Annotated in this window: 20 protein-coding genes and 1 pseudogene; 11 read left to right on the top strand and 10 right to left on the bottom strand. The window is 63.5% G+C overall.

The annotated features are described in order from the left end of the window. Window positions 1-424: 424 nt before the first annotated feature. Window positions 425-1255 (top strand): aldo/keto reductase, encoded by an 831-nt coding sequence (locus OC159_RS15115; protein WP_265502001.1) that lies wholly within the window; start codon window positions 425-427, stop codon window positions 1253-1255. A 6-nt stretch (window positions 1256-1261) separates the two neighbouring features. Next, window positions 1262-1453: a TMEM175 family protein gene (locus OC159_RS15110; protein ID WP_265502000.1), complete on the top strand. Its 192-nt coding sequence runs from the start codon at window positions 1262-1264 to the stop codon at window positions 1451-1453. On the opposite strand, the pseudogene OC159_RS15105 reads toward OC159_RS15110, so the two are convergent. After that, a pseudogene (locus OC159_RS15105) lies at window positions 1398-1550 on the bottom strand (IS630 family transposase); the annotation flags it as partial. The gene OC159_RS15110 and the pseudogene OC159_RS15105 overlap by 56 nt on opposite strands. 89 nt (window positions 1551-1639) lie before the next feature. Between OC159_RS15105 and OC159_RS15100 the strand changes: the two are divergent. The 3 genes from OC159_RS15100 (at window position 1640) to OC159_RS15090 (ending at window position 3724) form a co-directional block, all read left to right on the top strand. Then, window positions 1640-2733, top strand: a protein-coding gene (locus OC159_RS15100) for an IS630 family transposase (protein ID WP_265502004.1) whose coding sequence is annotated in 2 segments (ribosomal slippage) — window positions 1640-2123 and window positions 2123-2733 — 1095 coding nt in all. Because the reading frame shifts where the segments join, the coding sequence is not laid out codon by codon here. Window positions 2734-2957: 224 nt separating this feature from the next. Next, complete coding sequence (locus OC159_RS15095) at window positions 2958-3404, top strand: hypothetical protein (protein WP_265501999.1); 447 nt, start codon at window positions 2958-2960, stop codon at window positions 3402-3404. 14 nt (window positions 3405-3418) lie between these two features. Next, window positions 3419-3724: an ArsR/SmtB family transcription factor gene (locus OC159_RS15090; protein ID WP_003607199.1), complete on the top strand. Its 306-nt coding sequence runs from the start codon at window positions 3419-3421 to the stop codon at window positions 3722-3724. A gap of 35 nt (window positions 3725-3759) precedes the next feature. On the opposite strand, the gene acuI is transcribed toward OC159_RS15090, so the two are convergent. Beyond that, complete coding sequence (gene acuI, locus OC159_RS15085) at window positions 3760-4752, bottom strand: acrylyl-CoA reductase (NADPH) (protein WP_265501998.1); 993 nt, start codon at window positions 4750-4752, stop codon at window positions 3760-3762. 57 nt (window positions 4753-4809) lie between these two features. Then, window positions 4810-5745: an IS110 family RNA-guided transposase gene (locus OC159_RS15080; protein WP_265501997.1), complete on the bottom strand. Its 936-nt coding sequence runs from the start codon at window positions 5743-5745 to the stop codon at window positions 4810-4812. Between the two features lie 668 nt (window positions 5746-6413). On the opposite strand from OC159_RS15080, the gene OC159_RS15075 reads away from it, so the two are divergent. Next, complete coding sequence (locus OC159_RS15075) at window positions 6414-6698, top strand: HU family DNA-binding protein (protein WP_265501996.1); 285 nt, start codon at window positions 6414-6416, stop codon at window positions 6696-6698. A gap of 474 nt (window positions 6699-7172) precedes the next feature. Here OC159_RS15075 and OC159_RS15070 read toward each other — a convergent pair whose 3' ends face one another. After that, the gene (locus OC159_RS15070; RefSeq protein WP_265501995.1) at window positions 7173-7880 is read right to left on the bottom strand and encodes a FadR/GntR family transcriptional regulator; all 708 of its coding nucleotides are present in this window, start codon (window positions 7878-7880) and stop codon (window positions 7173-7175) included. Between the two features lie 280 nt (window positions 7881-8160). Here OC159_RS15070 and OC159_RS15065 point away from each other — a divergent pair, with 280 nt between their 5' ends. The 5 genes from OC159_RS15065 to gabD are packed head-to-tail and all read left to right on the top strand — an operon-like array spanning window position 8161 to window position 14625. Beyond that, on the top strand, window positions 8161-8904 hold the full coding sequence (locus OC159_RS15065) for an SDR family NAD(P)-dependent oxidoreductase (protein WP_265501994.1): 744 nt from the start codon (window positions 8161-8163) through the stop codon (window positions 8902-8904). A gap of 36 nt (window positions 8905-8940) precedes the next feature. Then, a complete protein-coding gene (locus OC159_RS15060) occupies window positions 8941-9696 on the top strand; it encodes an SDR family NAD(P)-dependent oxidoreductase (protein ID WP_265501992.1) in 756 nt (251 codons plus the stop codon). Between the two features lie 27 nt (window positions 9697-9723). Then, window positions 9724-11907, top strand: coding sequence for an alpha-ketoacid dehydrogenase subunit alpha/beta (locus OC159_RS15055; RefSeq protein WP_265501991.1), 2184 nt, complete (start codon window positions 9724-9726; stop codon window positions 11905-11907). Window positions 11908-11919: 12 nt separating this feature from the next. Further along, entirely contained in the window at window positions 11920-13155 is a 1236-nt protein-coding gene (locus tag OC159_RS15050; protein WP_265501990.1) for a pyruvate dehydrogenase complex dihydrolipoamide acetyltransferase, read from the top strand. Window positions 13156-13176: 21 nt separating this feature from the next. Next, window positions 13177-14625 carry an NADP-dependent succinate-semialdehyde dehydrogenase gene (gene gabD, locus OC159_RS15045; RefSeq protein ID WP_265501989.1) on the top strand — a complete coding sequence of 483 codons (1449 nt, stop codon included), beginning with the start codon at window positions 13177-13179 and terminating at the stop codon, window positions 14623-14625. A gap of 112 nt (window positions 14626-14737) precedes the next feature. Here the strand turns inward: gabD and OC159_RS15040 are convergent, their stop codons facing one another. Genes OC159_RS15040 through OC159_RS15015 form a run of 6 tightly spaced genes read right to left on the bottom strand, consistent with a single transcriptional unit; the run spans window position 14738 to window position 21984 of the window. Next, window positions 14738-16186 carry an NAD-dependent succinate-semialdehyde dehydrogenase gene (locus OC159_RS15040; protein ID WP_265501988.1) on the bottom strand — a complete coding sequence of 483 codons (1449 nt, stop codon included), beginning with the start codon at window positions 16184-16186 and terminating at the stop codon, window positions 14738-14740. Window positions 16187-16200: 14 nt separating this feature from the next. Continuing rightward, the gene (locus OC159_RS15035; RefSeq protein WP_265501987.1) at window positions 16201-17826 is read right to left on the bottom strand and encodes a GMC family oxidoreductase; all 1626 of its coding nucleotides are present in this window, start codon (window positions 17824-17826) and stop codon (window positions 16201-16203) included. A 24-nt stretch (window positions 17827-17850) separates the two neighbouring features. Beyond that, complete coding sequence (locus OC159_RS15030) at window positions 17851-18654, bottom strand: shikimate dehydrogenase family protein (protein WP_265501986.1); 804 nt, start codon at window positions 18652-18654, stop codon at window positions 17851-17853. An 8-nt stretch (window positions 18655-18662) separates the two neighbouring features. After that, window positions 18663-19460 (bottom strand): 3-oxoacyl-ACP reductase FabG, encoded by a 798-nt coding sequence (gene fabG, locus OC159_RS15025; protein ID WP_265501985.1) that lies wholly within the window; start codon window positions 19458-19460, stop codon window positions 18663-18665. Between the two features lie 3 nt (window positions 19461-19463). Next, a complete protein-coding gene (locus OC159_RS15020) occupies window positions 19464-20168 on the bottom strand; it encodes an ABC transporter ATP-binding protein (RefSeq protein WP_265501984.1) in 705 nt (234 codons plus the stop codon). Then, window positions 20155-21984 (bottom strand): branched-chain amino acid ABC transporter ATP-binding protein/permease, encoded by a 1830-nt coding sequence (locus tag OC159_RS15015; protein WP_265501983.1) that lies wholly within the window; start codon window positions 21982-21984, stop codon window positions 20155-20157. The genes OC159_RS15020 and OC159_RS15015 overlap by 14 nt, the downstream gene beginning before the upstream one ends. Between the last annotated feature and the right edge of the window lie 4 nt (window positions 21985-21988).

The raw sequence follows: 21988 nt of genomic DNA, 5'->3' as shown, positions 1-21988 counted from the left end.
AACGCGGCGCCGCGCAGGGCGAGCTTGCGGCCAATGTCGATCCGGCCGTCCTAGGCAAATTCATCAATACGGTCATGGAAGGCATGTCCGTTCAAGCGCGCGATGGCGCTACGATCAACGAACTGCTCTCCATCGCCAAAATGGCACTCGATCGATGGCCAGCTGCGGTGTGATGGTCGAAGCGAGCTCGTCCTCGGTGTTCTTGCAACAAACCTCTGTCGACCTGCAGCAAAGCCCACTCCGACCGAAGTCCGCGTGCCCAAATCATCATCCCATTCCGGGAGACTGCAGCGTTCAACAGGATTTTTGAATAGCCGCGGAAAGTTGTAATACCAAGTATAGATATTTATTTGTGCGTGGCGGGGATCTACCTATCCGCTTCCCTCGAACGAATAGCCGAACACATCTGATAGGACGAAAGCACATGAAACGCGTGACGCTGCCAGGCGGGGAAGTCGTTCCTTCAATGGGTCAAGGCACCTGGAAGATGGGCGAACGTGCCGAGCGGCGATCCGATGAAATCGCAGCGCTACGCGCCGGTGTCGAGCTGGGCCTGACGCTCATCGACACCGCCGAAATGTACGGCGACGGTGCGGCGGAAACGCTGATATGCGAGGCGCTGGGCAGCTTTCGCGACCAGTTGTTCCTCGTCAGCAAGGCATATCCGCAGAATGCATCGCGCTCCCGCCTTGCCGGTGCGTGCGAGGCGAGCCTGAAGCGGCTCGGCACCGATCGGCTCGACCTCTACCTTCTCCACTGGCGGGGATCGGTGCCGCTCACTGAAACAGTGGAGGCATTGGAGACGCTGAAATTGGCGGGAAAAATTCGGCACTGGGGTGTCAGCAACCTCGATACCGATGATATGGACGAGCTTGTCGCTGCCGGCGGGGTTGGCTGCGTGACCGATCAGATCCTTTACAATCTGGTCCGTCGGGGCCCCGAACTGGACCTTTTGCCTTGGCTCGCCGAGCACAAAGTGCCGGTTATGGCGTATAGTCCGGTCGAGCAGGGACGACTTTCCACGCACTCTGCTCTCGACAAAATTGCAGCCGAGATTGGTGCAACCCCTGTGCAGGTCGCACTTTCCTGGACATTGCGGCACGATGGCCTCATCGCCATCCCGAAAGCGAGTTCAGTCGCACATGTGCGGGAGAACCGCGCGGCCGCCGATATCGTTCTTTCCGATGCCCAAATTGCGACGCTCGACGCGGCATTTCCTAGGCCACTCAACCGTCGTCCACTTGAAATGCTGTAGCGTCAGATGGCGATATTCTCTCTTGAAGGCACCGAGCGCAAACCGGATCGGCTGGAGGCGTTCAGCGATGCAGTGTTCGCGATCGCGATCACCCTTCCTGTGGTGGACCTGCACGCACCTAGTGTTCTGAATCTGACGCTTGCTACCTGTTCCCGCAGATACCATCGAGTGCATCGAGCGCGCGTCGTTCACGGGTGAGGATATCGTCGGCTGACTTGGTCCAAACAAAAGGCTTCGGTCGGATGTTATGCTGCGCCAGATAGTCATAGATCGCATCCTCCAAGTCGCTCACGCTGGTTTAATACCAATCGCCTTGATCTCTGACTCGCTCGGGATTCCCTTCGACCTGAAAATCTGAATCATGGGTCTCGAGGGATGGAGGCTTTGATGGCGGTTGAGATCACGCGCACGGATATGTCGGCAAGCGAACTTCGGACGACGGCGGCTCGCACAAAGGATGCGAAGGCGGCGCGGCGGATGCTGGCGATTGCTCTTGTTCTGGATGGGACAGATCGCAGGACGGCAGCTGAGGCCTGCGGCATGGATCGGCAGACCCTGCGCGATTGGGTTCATCGCTACAATGCCGAGGGGATTGCCGGTCTGTCGAACCGCTATGCGGCGGGTCCGACGCCGCTCCTGAACCTTGAGCAGAAGGTGGAACTGGCTCGGATGGTTCGGGAAGGGCCTGACCTTGAGGCCGATGGGGTGGTGCGCTGGCGCTGCGTCGATCTCAAGCGCAAGATCGAGGACCGCTTTGGCGTGGTCATGCACGAGCGGACGGTCGGCAAACAACTGGCGGCCCTCGGCTTTCGCCGCCTTTCGGTGCGCCCCCAGCACCCCAAGTCCGATCCATCGGCCCAAGAGGCATTCAAAAAAACTTTGCCGCTACGGTGAAGGTCGCCCTGCCAGAGGCAGCGCGCGGCAAGCCTCTGGAGGTATGGTTCCAAGATGAGGCACGCGTGGGCCAGCAAGGGACGCTCACCCGGACCTGGGCCGAGCGCGGAACCCGCCCCCGCGCGCCGCGCGATACCCGCTACGAATGGGCCTATATCTTCGGCGCCGTCTGCCCGGCCCGCGCCACAACCGCGGCCCTGGTCATGCCGCGTGCCGACACCTCGGCCATGAACGCCCACCTTGTCGAAATCGCAAAAGCCGTCGCGCCGGGCGCCCACGCCGTGCTCGTGATGGACGGTGCTGGCTGGCATGGCTCCAGCGCTCTGCGCATCCCCGACAACATCACCATCGTGATGCTCCCGCCCTATGCGCCAGAGCTGAACCCGGTCGAGAACATCTGGGCCTATCTGCGGGCAAACCGCCTCGCAATCACCGTCTTCGACACCTACGACGACATCGTTGACCGATGCTGCGATGCCTGGAACGCCTTCGCAAACGACCCCAAGCGCGTTCGATCAATTGCTACGTGTTGGGCGACAACCACCATGGCCGGTGCCGACAACCAGCTTGGCCGGTGGGGCTGAACGGAAGACGGGTATGCCCGTCTGGAGGGCAGCCCCACCAGACAGACGCCTTGCCATGGCGTCAGTGCGGCTTGCCGCACGGCCTGCGCAAAATCCGCGTAGCTGGGCGAGGATCGCAGGAAATCTGATTCATCACTCTGTGCGGGCCAGCGGGCGATATGGCCGGTGCGTGGCCCCTCGGGATCGAAGCGCGGAGGCGGCACCAGATACGCCCATCCATAGGCGTGCTCACGCTCCTCCAGGTGATCGCGCAACAGGGCGTGGGCACGGCCGCGCGGAAGGGTGACCGGCGGAAAGGATGGAGATTGCCAGAAGCGGCGGCCGTCCGGCAATCGCACCGTGCCGGCCCCACCGACGATGACGACCTGGATCGAAAGCTCCTGCCCAAGGTCCGCCACGGACTTCATGATACGCTCGTGGAAATCGAGAACCGCACTCGGCTCAATTTCGCCACGCAGGCGCACGGCATTGACGATGATCGTGTAGCCCTCGACAGCGGCGGTAATCGAACGGGATCATCGATGTCGACTGGCGCGACACGAATATATCCATTAGTCGCCTTCAACGCGGCCATTCGGCAAAGCCAGAAACCGAAACGCTTGCCACTCCAGCACCCTGGCGGCATCAGAGCCCGCATGGCTAGTGAGATATTGCAATATTGCAAAATATAATTATATAAACGAACATGAGCATCGATATCAGTGAAGCACTCAAGGCCTTGGACAATCCCGCCCGGCTCGCAATCCTGGCGAAGCTCAAGGACCCGCGAAAAAGTTACCCTGAACAGGACGTTGATCCTGAGCAGGTTGGCGTCTGCGTGAGCATCATTCAGGAACAGGCTGGCCTGTCCCAGTCCACCGTTTCTCTGTACCTGACCGCTTTGCAGCGCGCCAAGCTGGTGACCTCGCAGCGCATCGGACCCTGGACCTATTACAAGCGCCACGAGGAGAATATCGCGGCCCTCCTGAAGGAACTGCGCGACCTGATCTGAGCGGCGCGCTCCGGCGCCGCTCCATCCCCATCTGATCAGTTCCGATCGATCTCAACGACCAGACGCCCGCGCACCTTCCCCGCGAGAATGTCGGCTCCGGCCGCGATGGTATCTTCCAGAGGGATGGTCGAGGTGATCCCGGCAAGTTTGCCGCGATCGAGGTCGGTCGCAAGGCGTGCCCAGGCTTCAACGCGACGCGGCTTCGGGCACATCACGGAATCGATGCCGAGCAGCGAGACACCGCGCAGGATGAAGGGCGCCACCGAGGCAGGGAGATCCATCCCCTGCGCGAGGCCGCATGCGGTGACGGCACCGCCATATCTGGTCATCGACAGGACATTGGCCAGAGTATGCGATCCCACACAATCGACGCCGGCGATCCAGCGCTCCTTGCCCAGTGGCCGCCCGGCGCCAGAGAGTTCGTTGCGATCGATGATCTCGGTCGCGCCGAGGCTTTTGAGATAGTCCGCCTCTTTGGCCCGGCCCGTCGACGCGATGACGTGCCATCCAGCCTTGGCGAGCAGGACAATCGCGACCGAGCCGACGCCACCGGCCGCACCTGTGACGACGACAGGCCCGTCAGTCGGCTTCAGTCCATGTTTCTCAAGGGCAAGCACGCTGAGCATGGCGGTATAGCCCGCGGTGCCGATCGCCATCGCTTCGGCAGGCGTCAGGCCGTCCGGTAGCGGCACCAGCCAATCGCCTTTCACTCGGCTCTTTTCCGCATAGGCGCCCAGATGCGTTTCCCCCGTGCCCCAACCGTTGAGGATAACGCGATCTCCGGCCCGGAAGTCGGGATTGCTGGATATCTCGACCACCCCGGCGCAGTCGATGCCGGGGATCATGGGAAAGCGTCGCACGACCGGGCTCTTTCCGGTCAAGGCAAGGCCGTCCTTGTAGTTTACCGTCGAATGCGTCACTCGGAGAGTGACATCACCCTCCATCAGGTCGGCTTCGCTGAAATCTTTCAGCGTGACGGTTTGGCCCGTGTCGTTCTTCTCAATCACGACCGCACGAAATATGCTCATGGTTGGGTTCCTTCCTAATAATTAGACCCCATGATCGGCTGTGAGTATCCGTCTTGGTCAAGTAGGTTTATAGACCCAGTGGCGATCGGCTTTGACGAGAGCGTTGGCCATTTCGATGAGCTTGCGAATGAGCGTGACGATAGCAACCTTGGCGGGCTTTCCCGCCGCGCGCAGGGCGTGATACTTCGCCTTGAGATCGGGGTTGAAGCGCATGGCCACGAGGGCGGGCATGTAGAGCGCGTCACGCAGGGGCTTTCGCCCGCCGCTGATGAAGGACTTTCCCTTCCATTGACCGGACTCGCGGCTGTGCGGGACAAGACCTGCGAGACTTCCGGCCTGCTTTCTGTCGAGGGTGCCGATTTCCGGCAGGAAGGTGAGGATCGGCGCGGCGGCGATGGGTCCGAGGCCGGGGATCGAGCACAGGATCTCGCGCTTGTGCTCCAGGGCTTTGTCGCTGACGATATGGCGTGCAATCGCGGCATCGAGCTCGGCGAGCTGGCGCTCGACGAGGGTCAGGCGCACCTTGATCTGGCGTTTCAGGATCGGATTGAGCTGCACATGGCTGCGGTTGCGCAGGCGGGTTCGCTCCTTGACCAGTGCCGTCCGTGCCACCTGCAAGTCTTTGAGCGCAAGCAGGTTCTCTGCGGCTGGCGCATCCGGTTCCAGCTTCAGGGCGGCCCCCATCCGGGCCAGGATGCGTGCATCGACAGCATCGGTCTTGGCCCGCATCCCGCACGCTTCGGCAAAGCGACGAGCCTGCAGCGGATTGACCTTGACCAGCGGCAGCTTGCCCGACAGCGCCGTCTCGAAGGCTCGATGATAAGGCCCTGTCGGTTCGAAGACGATGCGGGCGACCGGCGTCTGGCCGAGCCAGCGGATCAAGGCCCGGAAGCCCCGGGGCGCATTCTCGAACTGCCGCGCCGCCTGATCTTCCAGACGGAAGGCGTCGAGATGGGTTTTCGAGATGTCGATGCCGTTGGTATGTTCAGTCATCTTCGCCATGTCCTATGCTTGTCATGCGTGACGCAAACACGCGTACCCGTTCAGGCCCCTGGTGAAGACGGCGGTTGATCAAACTCACAAACGGTCCTTGCTGACCCAGCAGATGACGATCCAACCGCCGCCACTGCCCGCCACAAATGGCGTGGCGGGCAGTGGCTCCTGTATACCCTCAGGAGCCAGCCCCTAAATAAGACAAGCTGACTGGGTCGGTGGCCTCTCCCGCGGCATTCTCCGTTCGAGGGTTGCACCAGATTGGCTGGTGCCGAGCCTCAAGAATGGGGGAGAGACCAGATGCAGAGTAGCATGTTCATCGGGCTGGATGTCCACAAGGCGACGATATCGGTCGCAGTTGCACAGGGGGAGCGTGGCGGCGAAGTCCGCCACTGGGGGACAATTCCACACCGCCCGCTCCCATCAGGTGCCCTGGCTTTGAGCCTCGTTACAGGCGCCGCCCGCAGCAGGGGCTAGGACGTCGTTTGCCGGCAGATTGTGCTGCACTTGCACCTGCAACCGTCGGCGCTTTCCGACGCCTCAATCTCGTCTTTCAATAAGCATATCCCACGGGTCTCCCCGGACCTTGGCCCAATCGCATTCAGGTGGCAAAACTGGCCGACACTGGCTACCCCTATCCCAGATGTTCACATGACAAGGAAAGAACGATGAAGCCGATGACCAAGACTGAGCTGCTTGCCACTCTGGCCGAAAAGTCAGGCATTGAGAAAAAGGATGTCTCTTCTGTCCTTGAGGCGCTCTCCGAAGTTGCGACGTCGATCGTGGCCGAGGGCGGCGCCCTCACCCTTCCTGGCTTGGGCAAGCTCGCCTGTCGGGATCGTCCTGAACGACAGGTCCGCAATCCGTCAACAGGCGAGGCCATGACAAAGCCTGCAGATCGCGTGGTGAAGTTCACAGTAGCCAAGGCTCTAAAGGACAGCGTCAACTCTTAACCGCAGAGATGGCTTGCTCTTGCATGCGGTGGGGCAAGCCGAAAAAGACAACGGGTCCATTCGGGCCCGTCCCCGCATCCCAAGATGGTTGCCAATAGGCATTGACGACTATCAACGGGTTTTATGGAATACCCGAATTATGACTTGCATCCTTCCGATTGTCATGCGGCCGATATTCCCTATCGAAGTACAGCCCTGCAATGCAGGTCGGTGTAGTTCTTTTGCCCGCTACACCCGTTGATTCAGTACGTTGAACCCGACCGGTCGTTTACCCTGCCACTTACCAACCACGTGGCAGTTGGCAGCTGCCTGTCTACGCCAAGTCGCATGATCTCAACATAGCTGGAACCTTCCAAGCCAAAGCCACAATGTTTGTTCTCGGTAATTCGACGGCGGACAGAGCATGAGGCATTGTTATGGAAAGCACCTTAAAGCACCTTGACGAATGTCACCCCGAGGCTTGGCTGGCGCTGATCACGCCCCGCTATCACGAACCTTATACAACCGCTTCACTGCGTTTTGCAGATGCACCCCCGCAGCGCGGGCCGCGCCTTCGGCGTCGCTTGCGGCAATCGCGTTATAGATGGCGCGATGCTCGCACTGCACCGCGTCCTGCATCTCAGACATATGGTAGCGCGTATTACTGCGCGTGATCCGGATGACGCGGCGCACCCCATAGTCAAGGTGGCTGCACAGCGACACGAAATAGGGGTTGTGTGTCGCCGCGACGATCGCCTGGTGAAAGGCGAAATCCTCGTCATCGCCCAGCCGGTCGCTGGCGATGGCATATTCCATACCCAGAAGCTCGCGCCGGATATGTTTGAGATCGGCCTCGGTCCGATGGACCGCGGCGCTGCTCGCGGCGGCGACCTCGACCGCCATCAAAAGCTCCATCACCTGCGCAAGCGACTCGTCCTGCTCGAGGTCAACGGGATGCAGACGGAAGGCCTTGGCCTCGGCCTTGGCGTTCACATAGACGCCTGATCCGGCTCGCGCCTCGACCAGACCGGCCGATTTCAGATGCGACAGCGCCTCACGCACGACCGGGCGCGAGACGGCATATTCCGCGCTGAGGTCACGTTCGCTGGGCAGCCGCGCGCCCGGCGCGAACTCGCCCGCCCGCACCCGCGCGGCAAGGCGTGCCGCTAGATCATCGGGCAGGTCGCGGGCCTGCCGTCCCATTGCAGCCTTTTCCAAAGTTTCTTCCTTCAGGCGCCCTACGCGTCAGCAGTTGAATTGGTCAGGCCAATTTATTTCAGCAAAATACATATAACTCAAGAATTTTGGGTACCTAGTTCTACTAAAGTGGCCACCATTTTCGTTATAACAAATAACATCATTGACTGGACTGACCAATTTGTGGAATTGTCTGCTGCATCGAACGCGCATGCCGATGGAGGTGAAGCATGTCTGCTCAAGCCCTGGCAGCGCGTTCGGACCGTTCGACGCAAGGCAAGCCATCGTGCAGATAACATTTGATTTCGCAGGCAAGACCCTGCTTCTGACCGGCGCAAATGGCGGCATCGGTCGCGAGATTGCGGCGCTGTTCGCCGATGCGGGCGCTAACCTAGTGCTGGCCGACCGTGACCGGGGCGAACTGGCAAGCTTTGCGGCCGGTCTTGGCGGGGCGGGCGGCAAGCATGTGCAGGTGCTGGATGCGGCCGATCCGGCCTCGGCGCAGGCCTTGGTCGATGCGGCGTGCGCGACATTCGGGACAGTGGACTATGTCGTGCCCTCGGCCGGGATCTATCTGGCCGAACCCTTTGCCCGGATGACTGATGACCAATGGCGAAGGACGCTGTCGATCAACCTTGACGGGGTGTTCTACCTGCTTGGCCGGGTACAGGGCGTATTGACCGACCGCTCGGCCATCGTCAACTTGACCTCGCTGGCCGGCCATCGCGGGGCGTTCACCAATGCGCATTACGCGGCCTCGAAAGGGGCGCTGACCTCGTTGACGCGCAGCCTTGCGCGCGAGCTTGGGCCGCGCACGCGGGTCAATGCCGTCGCCCCCGGCATCATCGAGACGCCGATGACGCGCGAGCTGCTGCAGACGCGCGCCGACAGTTCCATTGCCCAGACACCGCTGGCCCGGTTGGGCCACCCTGCCGAAGTCGCGCGGGTCGTGGCCTTCCTCTGCTCCGACGCGGCCTCGTTCATCACCGGCGAGACTGTTCATGTGAACGGCGGCATCTACATGCTCTAGGCCGCACAGCCGGGCTTGAACCAGAAGGATAAACCCATGCCGGGATTGCTGAAAGACAGGCTCGTGCTGGTGACCGGCGCGGGACGCGGCCTTGGGGCGGCGATCGCGCGCGGAATGGCGCAGGCGGGCGCGGCGGTCATCTTGGCCGACCTGAACCCCGAAGGCATCGCTGCCGAAGTCGAAGCCCTGCGCACCGAGGGCCATGACGCCAGGGCCGAGGTCCTGAATGTCACCGACCGCGCCGCCACGGCCGCCTTGGCCGCGCGCATCCTGAAAGGCGATGGTGGGCTTGACGTGCTAGTCAACAACGCCGGTGTCGCCGGGCGGGCCAGCTTTGACGACCCCGCCGTGACCGAGGTCTGGGACCGGGTGATCGGCGTGAACCTTGAAGGCACGTTCAACACCTCGCAGGCCTTCGTGCCCGCGCTGATCGCGAAAAAGGGCAATGTGGTGCACTTGTCCTCGGTCGCGGGCTTCGTCGCCGGCGGCTCGACCGCCGGATATGTCGTGTCAAAAGGCGCGGTGCGATCGTTAACACAGGTGATGGCGCGCGATCTGGCGCCGCATGGCGTGCGCGTCAACGCCGTCGCCCCTGGCATCATGATGAGCGAGATGGCCGTGGCGCAACTCAACCGCCCCGGTGGGGCGGATTGGTTCATGAACCGCGTGATGATGAAGCGCATCGGCGAGACGCGCGAGATCGTCGATCCGGTCGTCTTCCTTGCCTCGGACATGGCCAGTTTCATCACCGGTGCCGTGCTGCCGGTCGATGGCGGCTTCCTGGCCGCCTGATCCTCCTTTCTAATCCGGACCCCTGACATGCCCATCCTGACCGACCTGACCCCCGCCGCACCCTGGCGCGAGATCATAGCCACACCCGAGGATCGCGCCGCGCTGGATCCCGGAACCGGCCTGACCATGCTGGCGCAGATGCACCTGATCCGCGCATTCGAGGAAAAAGTGCTGGAGCTTGCAGGTCAGGGACTGGTGCATGGCCCCGCGCATTCCGCCATTGGTCAGGAGGGCGGCGCTGTGGGATCAGCGTTGGCGATGCGCCCGACCGATCAGGTCAACGGCTCGCACCGCGCGCATCACCAGTTCCTGGCGAAGGCGCTGGCCTATGTCAGCGCCGAGATCGATCCGACAAAACCCTTCGGCGACGACCTGCGCGAACTGGCCAGCCGGACCCTGGCCGAAATTCTGGGTCTGGCCGATGGGTTCTGCAAGGGACGCGGCGGTTCGATGCACCTGCGCTGGGGAGACAGCGGCAACCTTGGCACCAACGCCATCGTGGGCGGCGGCGTCCCGATGGCGGCGGGGGCCGCCTGGGCGCACAAGCGGGCGGGCACGGGCGACGTGGTCTATACCTATTTCGGCGACGGCGCGGTCAACATCGGCTCGGTGCTGGAAACGATGAACCTGGCCGCCGCATGGAAGCTGCCGATCTGCTTCTTCATCGAAAACAATCGTTACGCGGTTTCTACCAATGTCGATGAGGTGACGGCCGAGACGCGCCTGTCCGCGCGCGGCCTGGCCTTCGGCATCCCATCGTTCAAGGTTGACGGGATGGATGCCCTGTCGGTCCATCTGGCCGCGCAACAGGCGAACGAGATCATGCGCGCAGGCAACGGTCCTACCATCATCGAGGCCGATCTTTATCGCTTCTTCCATCAGAACGGACCGCTGCCCGGTTCCGCCTTCGGCTATCGCAGCAAGGAGGAAGAGGCTGAATGGCGCGGACGTGACCCGCTGAACGCCATGGCCCGCGATCTTCAACAGCGCCAGATCATCGGCGAGGATGCGGTAACGCGGCTGCGCGCCAACTGCCAGCAGATGATGGAAGAAATCGCCGCGCCCATGATCGAGACGGTCGAGGGCAGGAAGCGCATCCTTCCCGCCCTCTGGCCAGAGGAAAGCTTCCGCGACCACGGCCTGCGCGGCGATCTGTCCGAGATGACGGGCGCGCGCTATGCGGAACAGGCAACATTCACCGGCGCCATGACTGACGACGCAAAGTTCATCGACGTGGTGGCCGATGTCATGGAACGCCGCATGGCCCAGGACGACCGCATCGTCGTCATGGGCGAGGATGTGCACCGCCTGAAAGGCGGCACCAACGGCGCAACGCGGGGCCTGTCGGCTCGCTTTCCCGATCGCTGCCTTGGCACGCCCATCTCCGAGAACGCCTTTACCGGCCTGGCCGCCGGTATGGCTGCGGATGGCCGCGTGCGGCCGGTGATTGAATTCATGTATCCCGATTTTATGTGGGTCGCGGCCGACCAGGTCTTCAACCAGATCGGCAAGTTCCGCCACATGTTCGGCGGCGACAGCGCGATGCCGCTGGTTCTGCGCACCAAGGTCGCCATGGGAACGGGCTATGGCTCACAGCACTCGATGGACCCGGCAGGGATCTTTGCGACCGCGCCCGGCTGGCGGATCGTCGCACCTGCGACGCCCTTCGACTATGTCGGGCTGATGAACTCGGCGCTGCGCTGCGACGACCCGGTGCTGGTGATCGAACATGTCGATCTTTACAATTCCAAGGGCACGGCGCCCACGGATGACCTGGATTATTTCATTCCCCTAGGCAAGGCACGGATGGTGCGCGAGGGCGGCAAGCTGACGATCCTGACCTATCTGGCCATGGTCGAGAAGACCCGCAAGGTGGTCGAGGAACTGAGCATCGATGCCGAGATCATCGACCTGCGGTCCCTGGATCGCGCGGGCCTTGACTGGGAGATGATCGAAGCCTCGGTACGCAAGACGAACAATGTGCTGATCGTCGAACAGGGCGCCATCGGGACATCCTATGGCGGCTTTCTTGCGGATGAATTGCAGCGCCGCGTCTTCGACTATCTGGATCAGCCCATCGCCCGCGTGCATGGCGGAGAGGCCTCGCCCTCGATCTCGAAGGTGCTGGAAGGCGCGGCCTGCGCCCGTCCGCAGGATATCGAGGCAGGCATCCGCGCCATCATGGCCGATCAGGGCCTGCCGCTGGCATAAGGGAACACGGACATGGCAATCGACATCACCCTGCCTTCGCTTTCGGCAGGCATGGAAGACGCGGTCATCGCGAAATGGCTGGTCGCTGCGGGCGATCCGATCAGCAAGGGCCAAGCCATAGCCGAGGTGGAAACCGACAAGGCCACAATGGAGCTTGAGGCCGAGGCCGACGGCATCCTTGGCCGCATCGACATCGCGGACGGACAGCGCGCCGATGTGGGCCAGGTCATTGCGGTCGTGCTGGCCGATGGTGAAACCCTGTCTCCCGTGGGCGCCTCCGCCCCTGCTCCCGCGGCGACCCCGAGGACACTGACGGAAGGTCCGGTGAGCACTGCAACGGCAGCCGCCCCTTCGACAACCGGGCGCAAGCATGCCGCATCGCCCTTGGCGCGGCGGTTGGCGGACGAGGCAGGACTGGATCTTCAGGGCATTACCGGCAGCGGCCCGCGCGGCCGCATCGTCAAGCTGGACGTGCAGCGCCTGCTAGCCGCGACCCCTGCCCCGGTTGCGGCACCCGCCCCCGCAGTCCAACCACAGCCGCAAGCCGTCCCGCCCGGCATCGGCCCGCATAAGGCGCATCCCCTGTCGAACATGCGCCGCACCATCGCCCGGCGCCTGGTCGAGGCGAAAACCTCGATCCCGCATTTCTACCTGTCGGTGGATTGCGAACTGGACGCGCTGCTGGCGCTGCGCGCCCAGGTGAACAAGGGCCGCGACAAGGCCGAACGCATCTCGATCAACGATTTCGTCATCAAGGCCGCCGCCCGCGCGCTGCGCAAGGTGCCTGCCGCCAACGTAGTGTGGAACGGGGACGAGATCCTGCAACTGGCCGATATCGACATATCGGTCGCCGTGGCGACGGATGGCGGGCTGATCACGCCGATCCTGCGCGGCGCCGACCGGATGAGCCTTGGCACGCTTTCCGCCGAGATGAAGGCTCTTGCCGCCCGCGCGCATCAGGGCAAGTTGCGCCCCGAGGAATATCAGGGTGGCGGCTTTTCGGTCTCGAACCTGGGGATGTACGGGGTCCAGACCTTTTCGGCGATCATCAACCCGCCGCAAAGCTGCATCCTTGCCGTGGGCGCGTCCCTGCGCCGTCCGGTCGGGCGCGGCGACCAGATCGTGCTGGCCGATGTGATGTCGGTAACGCTGTCGGTTGATCACCGGTCGGTGGACGGGGCGCTTGGGGCGCAGGTTCTGGCCGCCTTCAAGGACGGCATCGAAAACCCGATGAGTCTGCTGGTATAGGACATTTAGTGGAGAACTGACATGGAACTACAGGATGCCGGCCTGCTTCGGCAGGCAGCATTGGTGGGTGGCGAGTGGATCGAGGCAAATGGCGCGGGCATTGCAGTCACCAATCCCTCGACCGGCGCGCTGATCGGGTATGTCCCGCGTCTTGGACAAGCGGAAACCGCCCGCGCCATCGCCGCCGCCGAAACCGCGCAGAAGCTGTGGGCCAGGCGCACCGCCAAGGACCGCGCCGACACCCTGCGCGGCTGGTTCAACCTGATGATCCGGCACAAGGAAGATCTGGGCCGCATCCTGACCGCCGAACAGGGCAAGCCCCTGGCCGAGGCCGTGGGAGAGATCGCCTATGGCGCAAGCTTCATCGAATGGTTCGCCGAAGAAGCCCGGCGTGTTTATGGCGACACCATCCCCGGACATCAGCCGGACAAGCGCATCCTGGTGATGAAGCAGCCCATCGGCGTGGTCGCGGCGATCACGCCCTGGAACTTTCCCAACGCGATGATTACCCGCAAGGCCGGCCCGGCCTTTGCCGCTGGCTGCGCGATGGTGCTGAAACCGGCCTCACAGACGCCCTTCTCTGCCATCGCGCTGGCGGTTTTGGCGGAACGTGCGGGCCTGCCCTCAGGGCTGTTCAGCGTCATCACCGGATCGGCCGCGCAGATCGGCGCCGAGATGACCGCGAACCCCGTCGTGCGCAAGCTGACCTTCACCGGCTCAACCGAGATCGGGATCGAGCTTTACGCCCAAAGCGCCAAGACCATCAAGAAACTGGGGTTGGAGCTGGGCGGGAACGCGCCCTTCATCGTCTTTGACGACGCTGATCTGGACGCCGCCGTCGAAGGCGCGCTGATCGCCAAGTTCCGCAACAACGGCCAGACCTGCGTTTGCGCGAACCGCATCTATGTGCAGGACGGCGTCTATGACGCCTTCTCCGAAAAGCTGACAGCTGCAGTGGCCAGGCTGAAGACCGGAGACGGTTTTACCCAAGGGGTGAACCTTGGGCCGCTGATCGACCAGGCGGCGGTCGAGAAGGTCAAGGAACATATCGCCGATGCAGTGGCGAAAGGCGCGAAGGTCGCGCTTGGTGGCCAGCCGCATGCGCTTGGCGGAACCTTCTTCCAGGCGACCGTGCTGACCGATGTGACGTCCGACATGGCCGTTGCCCGCGAAGAAACCTTTGGTCCCATCGCGCCCCTGTTCCGCTTTGCGCATGAGGATGAGGTGATTGCCCAAGCCAATGACACCGAGTTCGGGCTTGCGTCTTACTTCTATGCCCGCGACCTGGCGCGCGTCTTCCGCGTTTCCGAGGCGCTCGAATATGGCATGGTAGGCGTCAACACCGGCCTGATCTCGACCGCCGAGGCGCCGTTCGGCGGGGTCAAGCTGTCCGGCCTGGGGCGCGAAGGCTCGCATTTCGGAATGGATGATTTCATCGAGCTTAAATACGTCTGCCTTGGCATCGCCTGAGCGTGAAGCGGCCCTGCCCTTTGAGGGCAGGACAACGCCCCCTGAAACGTCATGCCGGACCAACTTAAAAGCCCCGCCATCGCCGGGGCTTTTACCTTTCCATGCGCGGGTGTCAGATCATCATGGTGGTGACGGTCATGGTCGTGAGATAGGCCTCAATCCCCTCGGACCCACCTTCCGAGCCGAAGCCCGAATCGCGCACGCCGCCGAAGGGCGTCTCGGGCAAGGCCAGGGCGAAATGGTTCACGCCCAGCATGCCGGTGCGCAGTTCCGTCTGGACCCGATGAGCCGTCGTCATCGACGAGGTAAACAGATACGACCCCAACCCGACCGGCAGGCGGTTCGCCTCGGCCAATGCCTCGTCCAGCGAGTTCACACGGATGACCAGCGCCAAAGGGCCAAAGGGCTCTTCGTTCATCGCCAGCATGTCGGCTGTCATGCCCGACAGGATCGTCGGCTCATAGAAATAGCCGCTGTCTCCGATCCGCGCACCCCCAGTTTCAACCTTGGCGCCCTTGCTGACCGCGTCATCCACCATGTCCATCACGGTCCCCAAGCCGCTGGCCGAGGTCAGCGGACCCATCTGGGTGCCGTCCTGCGTGCCCTTGCCGACTTTCAGTTCGCGCGCCTCTTCAGCAAAGCGACGGACGAATTCGTCATGGATCGTGGCATCGACGATGAAGCGCGTGGGCGACACGCAGACCTGACCGCAATTGCGAAATTTCCACTGGACGGCCAGCGGGATCAGGTGGTCCAAGTCGGCATCGGCCGCGATGATGACCGCGCCATGGCCGCCCAGTTCCATGGTGACCTTTTTCAGCGCCTCGCCCGCCTGCGCGGCAACGATCCGGCCTACCCGGGTCGAACCCGTCAGCGAGACCTTGTGGATCTCCGGCGCCTTGATCAGCGTGTCGGACAGCTCCGATGTCGCGCCCCAGATGACCGAGATCGCCTTGGCGGGCAGACCGGCCTCCAGCAGCGCCTTGCCGATCAGCCAAGCGGTGCCAGGCGTGTCCGAGGCAGGCTTGATAACCACCGGGCAGCCTGCACCAAGCGCGGGGGCAACCTTCTGCATGGTGTTCCATGCGGGAAAGTTCCACGGCGTGAACGCGGCGACCGGCCCGACCGGATGCTTCAAGACCTGAATGTGGATATTCGGTGCACGCGAGGGAACAATGCGGCCATAGACACGGCGGCCTTCCTCGGCGAACCAGTCCAGCAGATCGGCCGAACCCAGCCATTCGCCGCGTGCCTCGGCCAGGGGCTTGCCCTGCTCCATCGACATGACGCGGGCGGCGCTATCGGCCTGCGCACGCATGATGTCCGCAGCGCGGCGCATGATCTTCGATCGTTCCAGCGCCGAAAGCGCAGCCCATTCGACCCCGCCCTGTTCTGCGGCGCGGGCCGCCTCGAGCGCCTCGGGGCGACCGGCACGCGGCGCGATGGCCAGCTCGCTGCCGTCCGAAGGATCGGTCAGGCGCAAGGTTCCGGCCGAGCCTTCGCTGCGCTCCTCTCCTCCGACGATAAGGGTCAGGTTGGGATACATAAGATTCTCCTGCATGAATTCGGCGGCGCTCAGCGCACCTGGCGGTTACCTTCCAGAACCAGATCGGCCCCCTTGGCGGCCAGCATCATCACCGCCGCCTGTGTATTGCCCGACACCATCTCGGGCATGACCGAGGCATCGATCACCCGCAGGCCCGCGATCCCGTGCACGCGCAGTTCGGGATCGACCACCGCCATTGGGTCGGTGCCCATACGGCAGGTTCCTGCGGCATGATAGATGGTCTGACCATTCGCCCGGGCGAATTCCAGCCATTCGGAATCGGTCCTGCAATCCGGTCCGGGACTCATCTCGGCCACGCGGAAGGCGTCCATCGGGGCCTGCGCGATGATCCTGCGCGCCAGCTTCATGCCGTCCACCATTGCGCGGCGGTCTTCCTCGTGATCCAGAAAGTTTGGCACGATCGCCGGCTGGACGTTCAGGTCGGGCGACACCGTGTGGATTGAGCCACGCGACTGCGGGCGCAACTGCGTCACGCCCAGGGTCATGCCGGGGAATTTGTCCAGCTTGCGTTCTGCCGCATTGGCATAGCTTGCGTGCATGAAGAAGAACTGCACGTCCGGCCGATCCAGATCCTCGCGCGAGCGCAGGAAGCCATGGGTAAGGCCGGTGCCATAGGTTAGCACGCCGCGCCGCTTCAGCGCGTATTTCAGCACCTCGCCCACCAGCCGGGGTCCGCGCGTCAACTCGTTCAGGGTGACGGGCTGCGAGACGCGCCAGTTCATCCGCGTGCAGAAATGGTCGAGATAGTTCTCGCCCACGCCGGGCAGCGCATGGACAGGCTGGATGCCCGCCGCTGCCAGCCGCGCCGGATCCCCGATCCCCGCAAGCTCCAGCAGGTGCGGCGTCTGGATCGACCCTGCGGCCAGGATCACCTCGGCCGCACGGACTTTGTGGCTCTGGCCCTTGTGGGTCACCGCGACGCCGGTGGCCTGCCTGCCTTCCAGCAAAAGGCGGGTCACCCGGGCTCCGGTCAGCACGGTCAGGTTCGACCGCTTGCGGGCGGGGGCCAGCCAGGCGCGGTCGGCGGAATAGCGTTCTCCACCCGCCTGGTTCACCTGATACCAGCCGACGCCTTCCTGGCTTTTTCCGTTGTAATCGGGGTTGAACACCTGACCCTGCGCCTCGGCCGCCGCGATGAAGGCGCGGCCGATGTCGTTTTGCTCGACCACCTCATTGATGGGGAGGGGGCCGTCACGGCCGCGTAAGCCGTCGGGGTCGGGCTTGTCCCAACGCTCGATCGCCTTGAAATAGGGTAGCACGCCCTGCCAGTTCCAGCCGGTCGCGCCACGTTCCTGCCACAGATCGTAATCCTGCGGCTGGCCACGGACATAGATCATGCCGTTGATCAGCGTCGAACCGCCCAGTCCCTTGCCGCGCGGAATGGCGATGCGGCGGTGGTTGGTCGCAGCTTCCTCGGTGCTCCAGAAACCCCAGTTATAGCGCCTGTTCACCAGCAGCTTGTAGAACCCTGCCGGAACGCGGATCCACGGAGAACGCGCTTCGCCCCCTGCCTCGCAGAGCAGCACCTTGTTGCGGCCCGAACGGGACAGGGCCTCGGCCAGGATGCAGCCTGCGGTCCCGCCGCCGACAATGATGAAATCGAACCGCGCATCCTGCGGAAGGGCGTTTGCCATCTTCTTGACTCCATGGCCTTGTTCTTACGCGTCTGGGACAGACGTCACGCCCATGTGCCGGGCCATCAGGCGGATCTGCTGGCGCAGCATCGGGCGGCCGAAATGGATCCTCGCGCCCGCTGCACGCGCGGCCGCTAAAAGGGGCGTGACCTCGGGCTCCATGATCGCCTCGGCGACGATCTGGTTGCGGTGGAAGGCCAGGTCCGACAGGGGCAGCGCGTCATCGGCGCGCAGGCCGAGCGAGGTTGCGTTGACGATCAGGTCGCGGCGCGCGGTCTCTGGCGCACCGGGGGCAATGCGGATCGAAGGGTATTTGGCCATCACCCGTTCCGCCAGATCGCGCGCCTTGTCCTGCGAGCGGTTGACGATGGTCAGGTGCGCCACCCCGGCCTCGGCCAGGGCGAAGGCGATCGCCGCCCCTGCCCCGCCCGCGCCCAGCAGACAGACATCCATGCCAGCCACGTCGATCCCGTTCACCCCGAGTCCGCTGACGAAGCCCTTGCCGTCCAGCATCGCGCCGATCAGCCGCCCATCGGGATCGCGGCGGATCGCGTTAACCGCGCCGATGGCTGCGGCATCCCCGACTGTGTCGTCGCACAGCGCCAGCACATCGGTCTTGTGCGGAACGGTGACGATCAACCCGCCAAGGTTCTCCAGACCGCGCAGCATGTTGATGAATTGCGAAAGGTTCTGGGGCAGCACATGGAAGGGCACCAGTACCCCGTCATGGCCGATCGAGGCAAAGAGATTGTTCATCTCCTCCGGGGTCTTCACATGCGAGATGGGGTTGGCAACGATGCCGTAAAGCCTGGTATGTCCGGTAATCATGGCGGGCCTCAGGTCATGTAAAGACCGCCAGCCACGTCGATGGTCTGGCCGGTCACAAAGCTGGATTCGGTCGAGGTCAGCCATAGCGCGACATCCGCCACCTCTGCCGGCTCGCCAAGGCGGGCCATGGGCGTCAGCTTGACCTGCTCGGCATTCACCTCGGGCGCGACCCCGGCAACCATGGGGGTCGCGATGCGGCCCGGCGCAAGGGCGTTCACCCGGATCGCATAGGGGGCGAGTTCCGCCGCCAGATGCTTGGTGAAACCGATGATTGCTGATTTCGTCGCCGCATAATGACAGGCAACGATGGGCGAATAAGTTTTGCCCGCCACCGAAGAGGTGTTGACGATCCAGCCCCGCCGCGCGGCGATCATGCTGGGCGTCAGCGCGCGGATGGTGTTGAAGCTGCCGGTTAGGTTCACATCGACGACGCGGCGCCATTCTTCGGGCGCCATCTGCCAGACCTTGTGCGCGACACCGTCATGCTTGGGCGAGATGCCCGCATTGTTGATGACGGTGTCGAACTCGAGTCCTGTGGCCGCAATCGCCGCGAGCAGCGCGTCATAGTCCGACACGTCGCAGGTCATCGGCACGGCGCGGCCACGGCCAAGGGCGTTCAGCGCCGCGCAGGCAGCGGCCACGTCATCGGGGTTCAGGTCGCAAATGCCAACGGTCGCGCCGCGCTCCACAAAAGCCTGCGCAATGGCCCGCCCGATGCCGCGCGCAGCGCCGGTGACCAGGACATTGCGGCCCTGATGCGACGGGCGGAAGCGGATCGTCTCGGGGGTGATTTCGGTCAGTTCCATGGATCAGATTCCCAGATAGGCGCGGCGGACATGGTCGTTCTTCAGCAGTGCCTCGGAGGTGTCGGCCAGAACGACCTGCCCGTTTTCAAGCACATAGCCCCGGTTCGCGACCTTCAACGTTGTGAAGACGTTCTGTTCGACGAGCAGCACAGTCGTGCCGGTGGCCGCGATCTTGCGCACCACGTCGAAAACCTGCGACACCACGATGGGCGCCAGTCCCAGCGAAGGCTCGTCGAACATCAGGATGCGGGGCTTGGCCATCATGCCGCGCGCGATCGCCACCATTTGCTGTTCGCCCCCGGAGAGCGAGGCCGCATTCTGGTCAAGGCGTTCCCGGACGCGCGGGAACAGCGCCAGCACCTCCTCCAGCCGCTGTTCCTGATGCTCGCGGGCGGCCTTGCGATAGGTGCCCATCTGCAGGTTTTCCCGCACGGTCATCTCGGGGAACAACTGCCGTCCCTCGGGGACCAGGATGATGCCCCGGTCCACGACCTCATGCCCAGGAAGGCGGGTGATGTCTTCGCCAAGGAAACAGATCTTGCCCGCGCGGGGCTTGATCTGACCGACGATGGTGCGCAGCGTGGTCGTCTTGCCGGCGCCGTTGGCGCCGACGATGGTGACGATTTCACCCTCTTTCACCTCAAGGCTAACGTTCTGAAGGATCGTGGTCGGACCATAGCCCGCATCGATGTTCTCAAGCGTGAGCATGGGCAAACTCCTTGCCAAGATAGGCTTCCACAACATGGGGATCGCGCACGACATCCTGCGGACGGCCCTCGGCGATCACCTCACCCGAGGCCAGCACGATGACGCGGTCCGACAGCGACATGACCGCCTGCATGACATGTTCGATGGCGATGATCGAAACGCCCGTGTCACGGATCGACAGCATCAGGTCGATGGCGCGGCGCACGTCCGTCTGGTTGATCCCGGCCATCACCTCGTCCAGCAGCAGCACGCGCGGCTGCATCGCCATAACTCGCGCCACCTCGAGCCGCTTGAGGCCGCCGATGGTGAGCCCGCGCGCCTCGGCGTTCAGCAGCGGGCCAAGGCCCATGCGCCACGCGGTTTCGCGGGCGGCTTCCCGCGCGTCCCTCTCGTCGTGGTGGCGATAGAAGGCGCCGACCATGATGTTTTCCTCGACCGTCATGGCCGCGAAGGGCTGAACGATCTGGAAGGTCCGGCCCATGCCCAGGGCCGCGAAATCAGCGGGATTGGTGGGCTGATGGAACTGGCCATCGACGCCGCGCAGGCTGACCTTGCCTTCGTCAGGTGTCATAAAACCCGAGATCATGTTGAACAGCGTCGTCTTGCCCGCGCCGTTCGGGCCGATCAGGCCCAGCACCTCGCCTTCGCGCAGCGTGAAGTTCACGTCTCGGGTGACATGGAGTCCGCCAAAGCGCTTGTTCAGGTTCTCGACCTTCAGGATGTCCTGGCCGATGCCGGGACGGTCGGGGTCGGGGGCTGCGACGGCATTGGCAGGGGCGACGATCGGGCCGGTTTCGGTCTGGGCCGGCTCGACGGCGGCTTTTCCGCCGCTGCGGGCAAAGCGCCTGATGGCGCCCATGATGCCGTTCGGCATGAACAGCACAAAGGCGATCAGAACGATACCATAGACAAAACCGTGCAGGCCAAGCGCGGACGCCCCGAGCGAGGCGCGCGCCCATTCGGTGATCGGCACCAGCAGCGCCGCACCCAGCAGCGGGCCCGCCACCGTGCCGATGCCGCCGATCAGCGCAAACATCGCGATCTGGATCGAGAAGGCCAGCGAGAACATCGCAGCAGGCTCGATGTAGGTCAGATACATCGCGTGGAACGTGCCCAGCATCGCGCAAAGCGCCGAGGAAATCGCAACTGCGACCAGCCGGACCCGCACGGTCCGCACGCCCGCCGCGCGGGCCGCCGATTCGCGTTCGCGCGTCGCGACCAGATAGAAGCCAAGGCGCGACCGGCGAATTGCCCAGGCCACGGCCAGCGTGACCAGCAGCATGCCGAACACGATCAGCAGCGACGGCCAGCGCTCGCGGAAGACCATCCAGGTCCAGCCCAGACGCAGGTCGATCATCATGCCCGTGGCGCCGCCAGTCATGTCCTTGAAGTGCAGCGAAAGGACGCGGATCACTTCAAGAAAGGCAATGGAGGCCAGCGTATAGAACGGACCCTTCAGCCGGAAGCAGGGATAGGAAATCACCATGCCGACTACAGCGGCAACCGCCGCGCCGACGAACATGCCGATCCAGGGCGTGACGCCCAGGTTGAACAGGATCACTCCGGCATAGCCACCGATGCCATAGAACACCGCATGGCCCAGCGACAACTGGCCGGCAAAGCCGCCGACGATGTTCCAGGCCGTCGACAGCGCGGCGAACAGGCAGATGGTGATGAAGACATGCGACACGAAGGCGTTGTCGATGCCCAGCGGGATCAGAAGAAGCGAGGCCAGAAGCACCCCGAAGGCGACCTGCGGCCAGCCGATGCTGCGGGTATTCATGCCGGTCTGGCTGTGGATGTCGCTGATGCTCATGTCG

Origin of the sequence: Paracoccus beibuensis (assembly GCF_026162625.1) — a bacterium.
Lineage (GTDB): Bacteria > Pseudomonadota > Alphaproteobacteria > Rhodobacterales > Rhodobacteraceae > Paracoccus > Paracoccus beibuensis.
This window is presented reverse-complemented; position numbering and strand designations above follow the sequence as displayed.

Excerpts from the sequence above, each read along its gene's own strand:
- OC159_RS15115 (WP_265502001.1), top strand. The coding sequence starts at position 425 with ATGAAACGCGTGACGCTGCCAGGCGGGGAAGTCGTTCCTTCAATGGGT.
- OC159_RS15110 (WP_265502000.1), top strand. The coding sequence starts at position 1,262 with ATGGCGATATTCTCTCTTGAAGGCACCGAGCGCAAACCGGATCGGCTG.
- OC159_RS15090 (WP_003607199.1), top strand. The coding sequence starts at position 3,419 with ATGAGCATCGATATCAGTGAAGCACTCAAGGCCTTGGACAATCCCGCC.
- acuI (WP_265501998.1), bottom strand. The coding sequence starts at position 4,752 with ATGAGCATATTTCGTGCGGTCGTGATTGAGAAGAACGACACGGGCCAA.
- OC159_RS15080 (WP_265501997.1), bottom strand. The coding sequence starts at position 5,745 with ATGACTGAACATACCAACGGCATCGACATCTCGAAAACCCATCTCGAC.
- OC159_RS15075 (WP_265501996.1), top strand. The coding sequence starts at position 6,414 with ATGAAGCCGATGACCAAGACTGAGCTGCTTGCCACTCTGGCCGAAAAG.
- OC159_RS15070 (WP_265501995.1), bottom strand. The coding sequence starts at position 7,880 with ATGGGACGGCAGGCCCGCGACCTGCCCGATGATCTAGCGGCACGCCTT.
- OC159_RS15060 (WP_265501992.1), top strand. The coding sequence starts at position 8,941 with ATGCCGGGATTGCTGAAAGACAGGCTCGTGCTGGTGACCGGCGCGGGA.
- OC159_RS15055 (WP_265501991.1), top strand. The coding sequence starts at position 9,724 with ATGCCCATCCTGACCGACCTGACCCCCGCCGCACCCTGGCGCGAGATC.
- OC159_RS15050 (WP_265501990.1), top strand. The coding sequence starts at position 11,920 with ATGGCAATCGACATCACCCTGCCTTCGCTTTCGGCAGGCATGGAAGAC.
- gabD (WP_265501989.1), top strand. The coding sequence starts at position 13,177 with ATGGAACTACAGGATGCCGGCCTGCTTCGGCAGGCAGCATTGGTGGGT.
- OC159_RS15040 (WP_265501988.1), bottom strand. The coding sequence starts at position 16,186 with ATGCAGGAGAATCTTATGTATCCCAACCTGACCCTTATCGTCGGAGGA.
- OC159_RS15035 (WP_265501987.1), bottom strand. The coding sequence starts at position 17,826 with ATGGCAAACGCCCTTCCGCAGGATGCGCGGTTCGATTTCATCATTGTC.
- OC159_RS15030 (WP_265501986.1), bottom strand. The coding sequence starts at position 18,654 with ATGATTACCGGACATACCAGGCTTTACGGCATCGTTGCCAACCCCATC.
- fabG (WP_265501985.1), bottom strand. The coding sequence starts at position 19,460 with ATGGAACTGACCGAAATCACCCCCGAGACGATCCGCTTCCGCCCGTCG.
- OC159_RS15020 (WP_265501984.1), bottom strand. The coding sequence starts at position 20,168 with ATGCTCACGCTTGAGAACATCGATGCGGGCTATGGTCCGACCACGATC.
- OC159_RS15015 (WP_265501983.1), bottom strand. The coding sequence starts at position 21,984 with ATGAGCATCAGCGACATCCACAGCCAGACCGGCATGAATACCCGCAGC.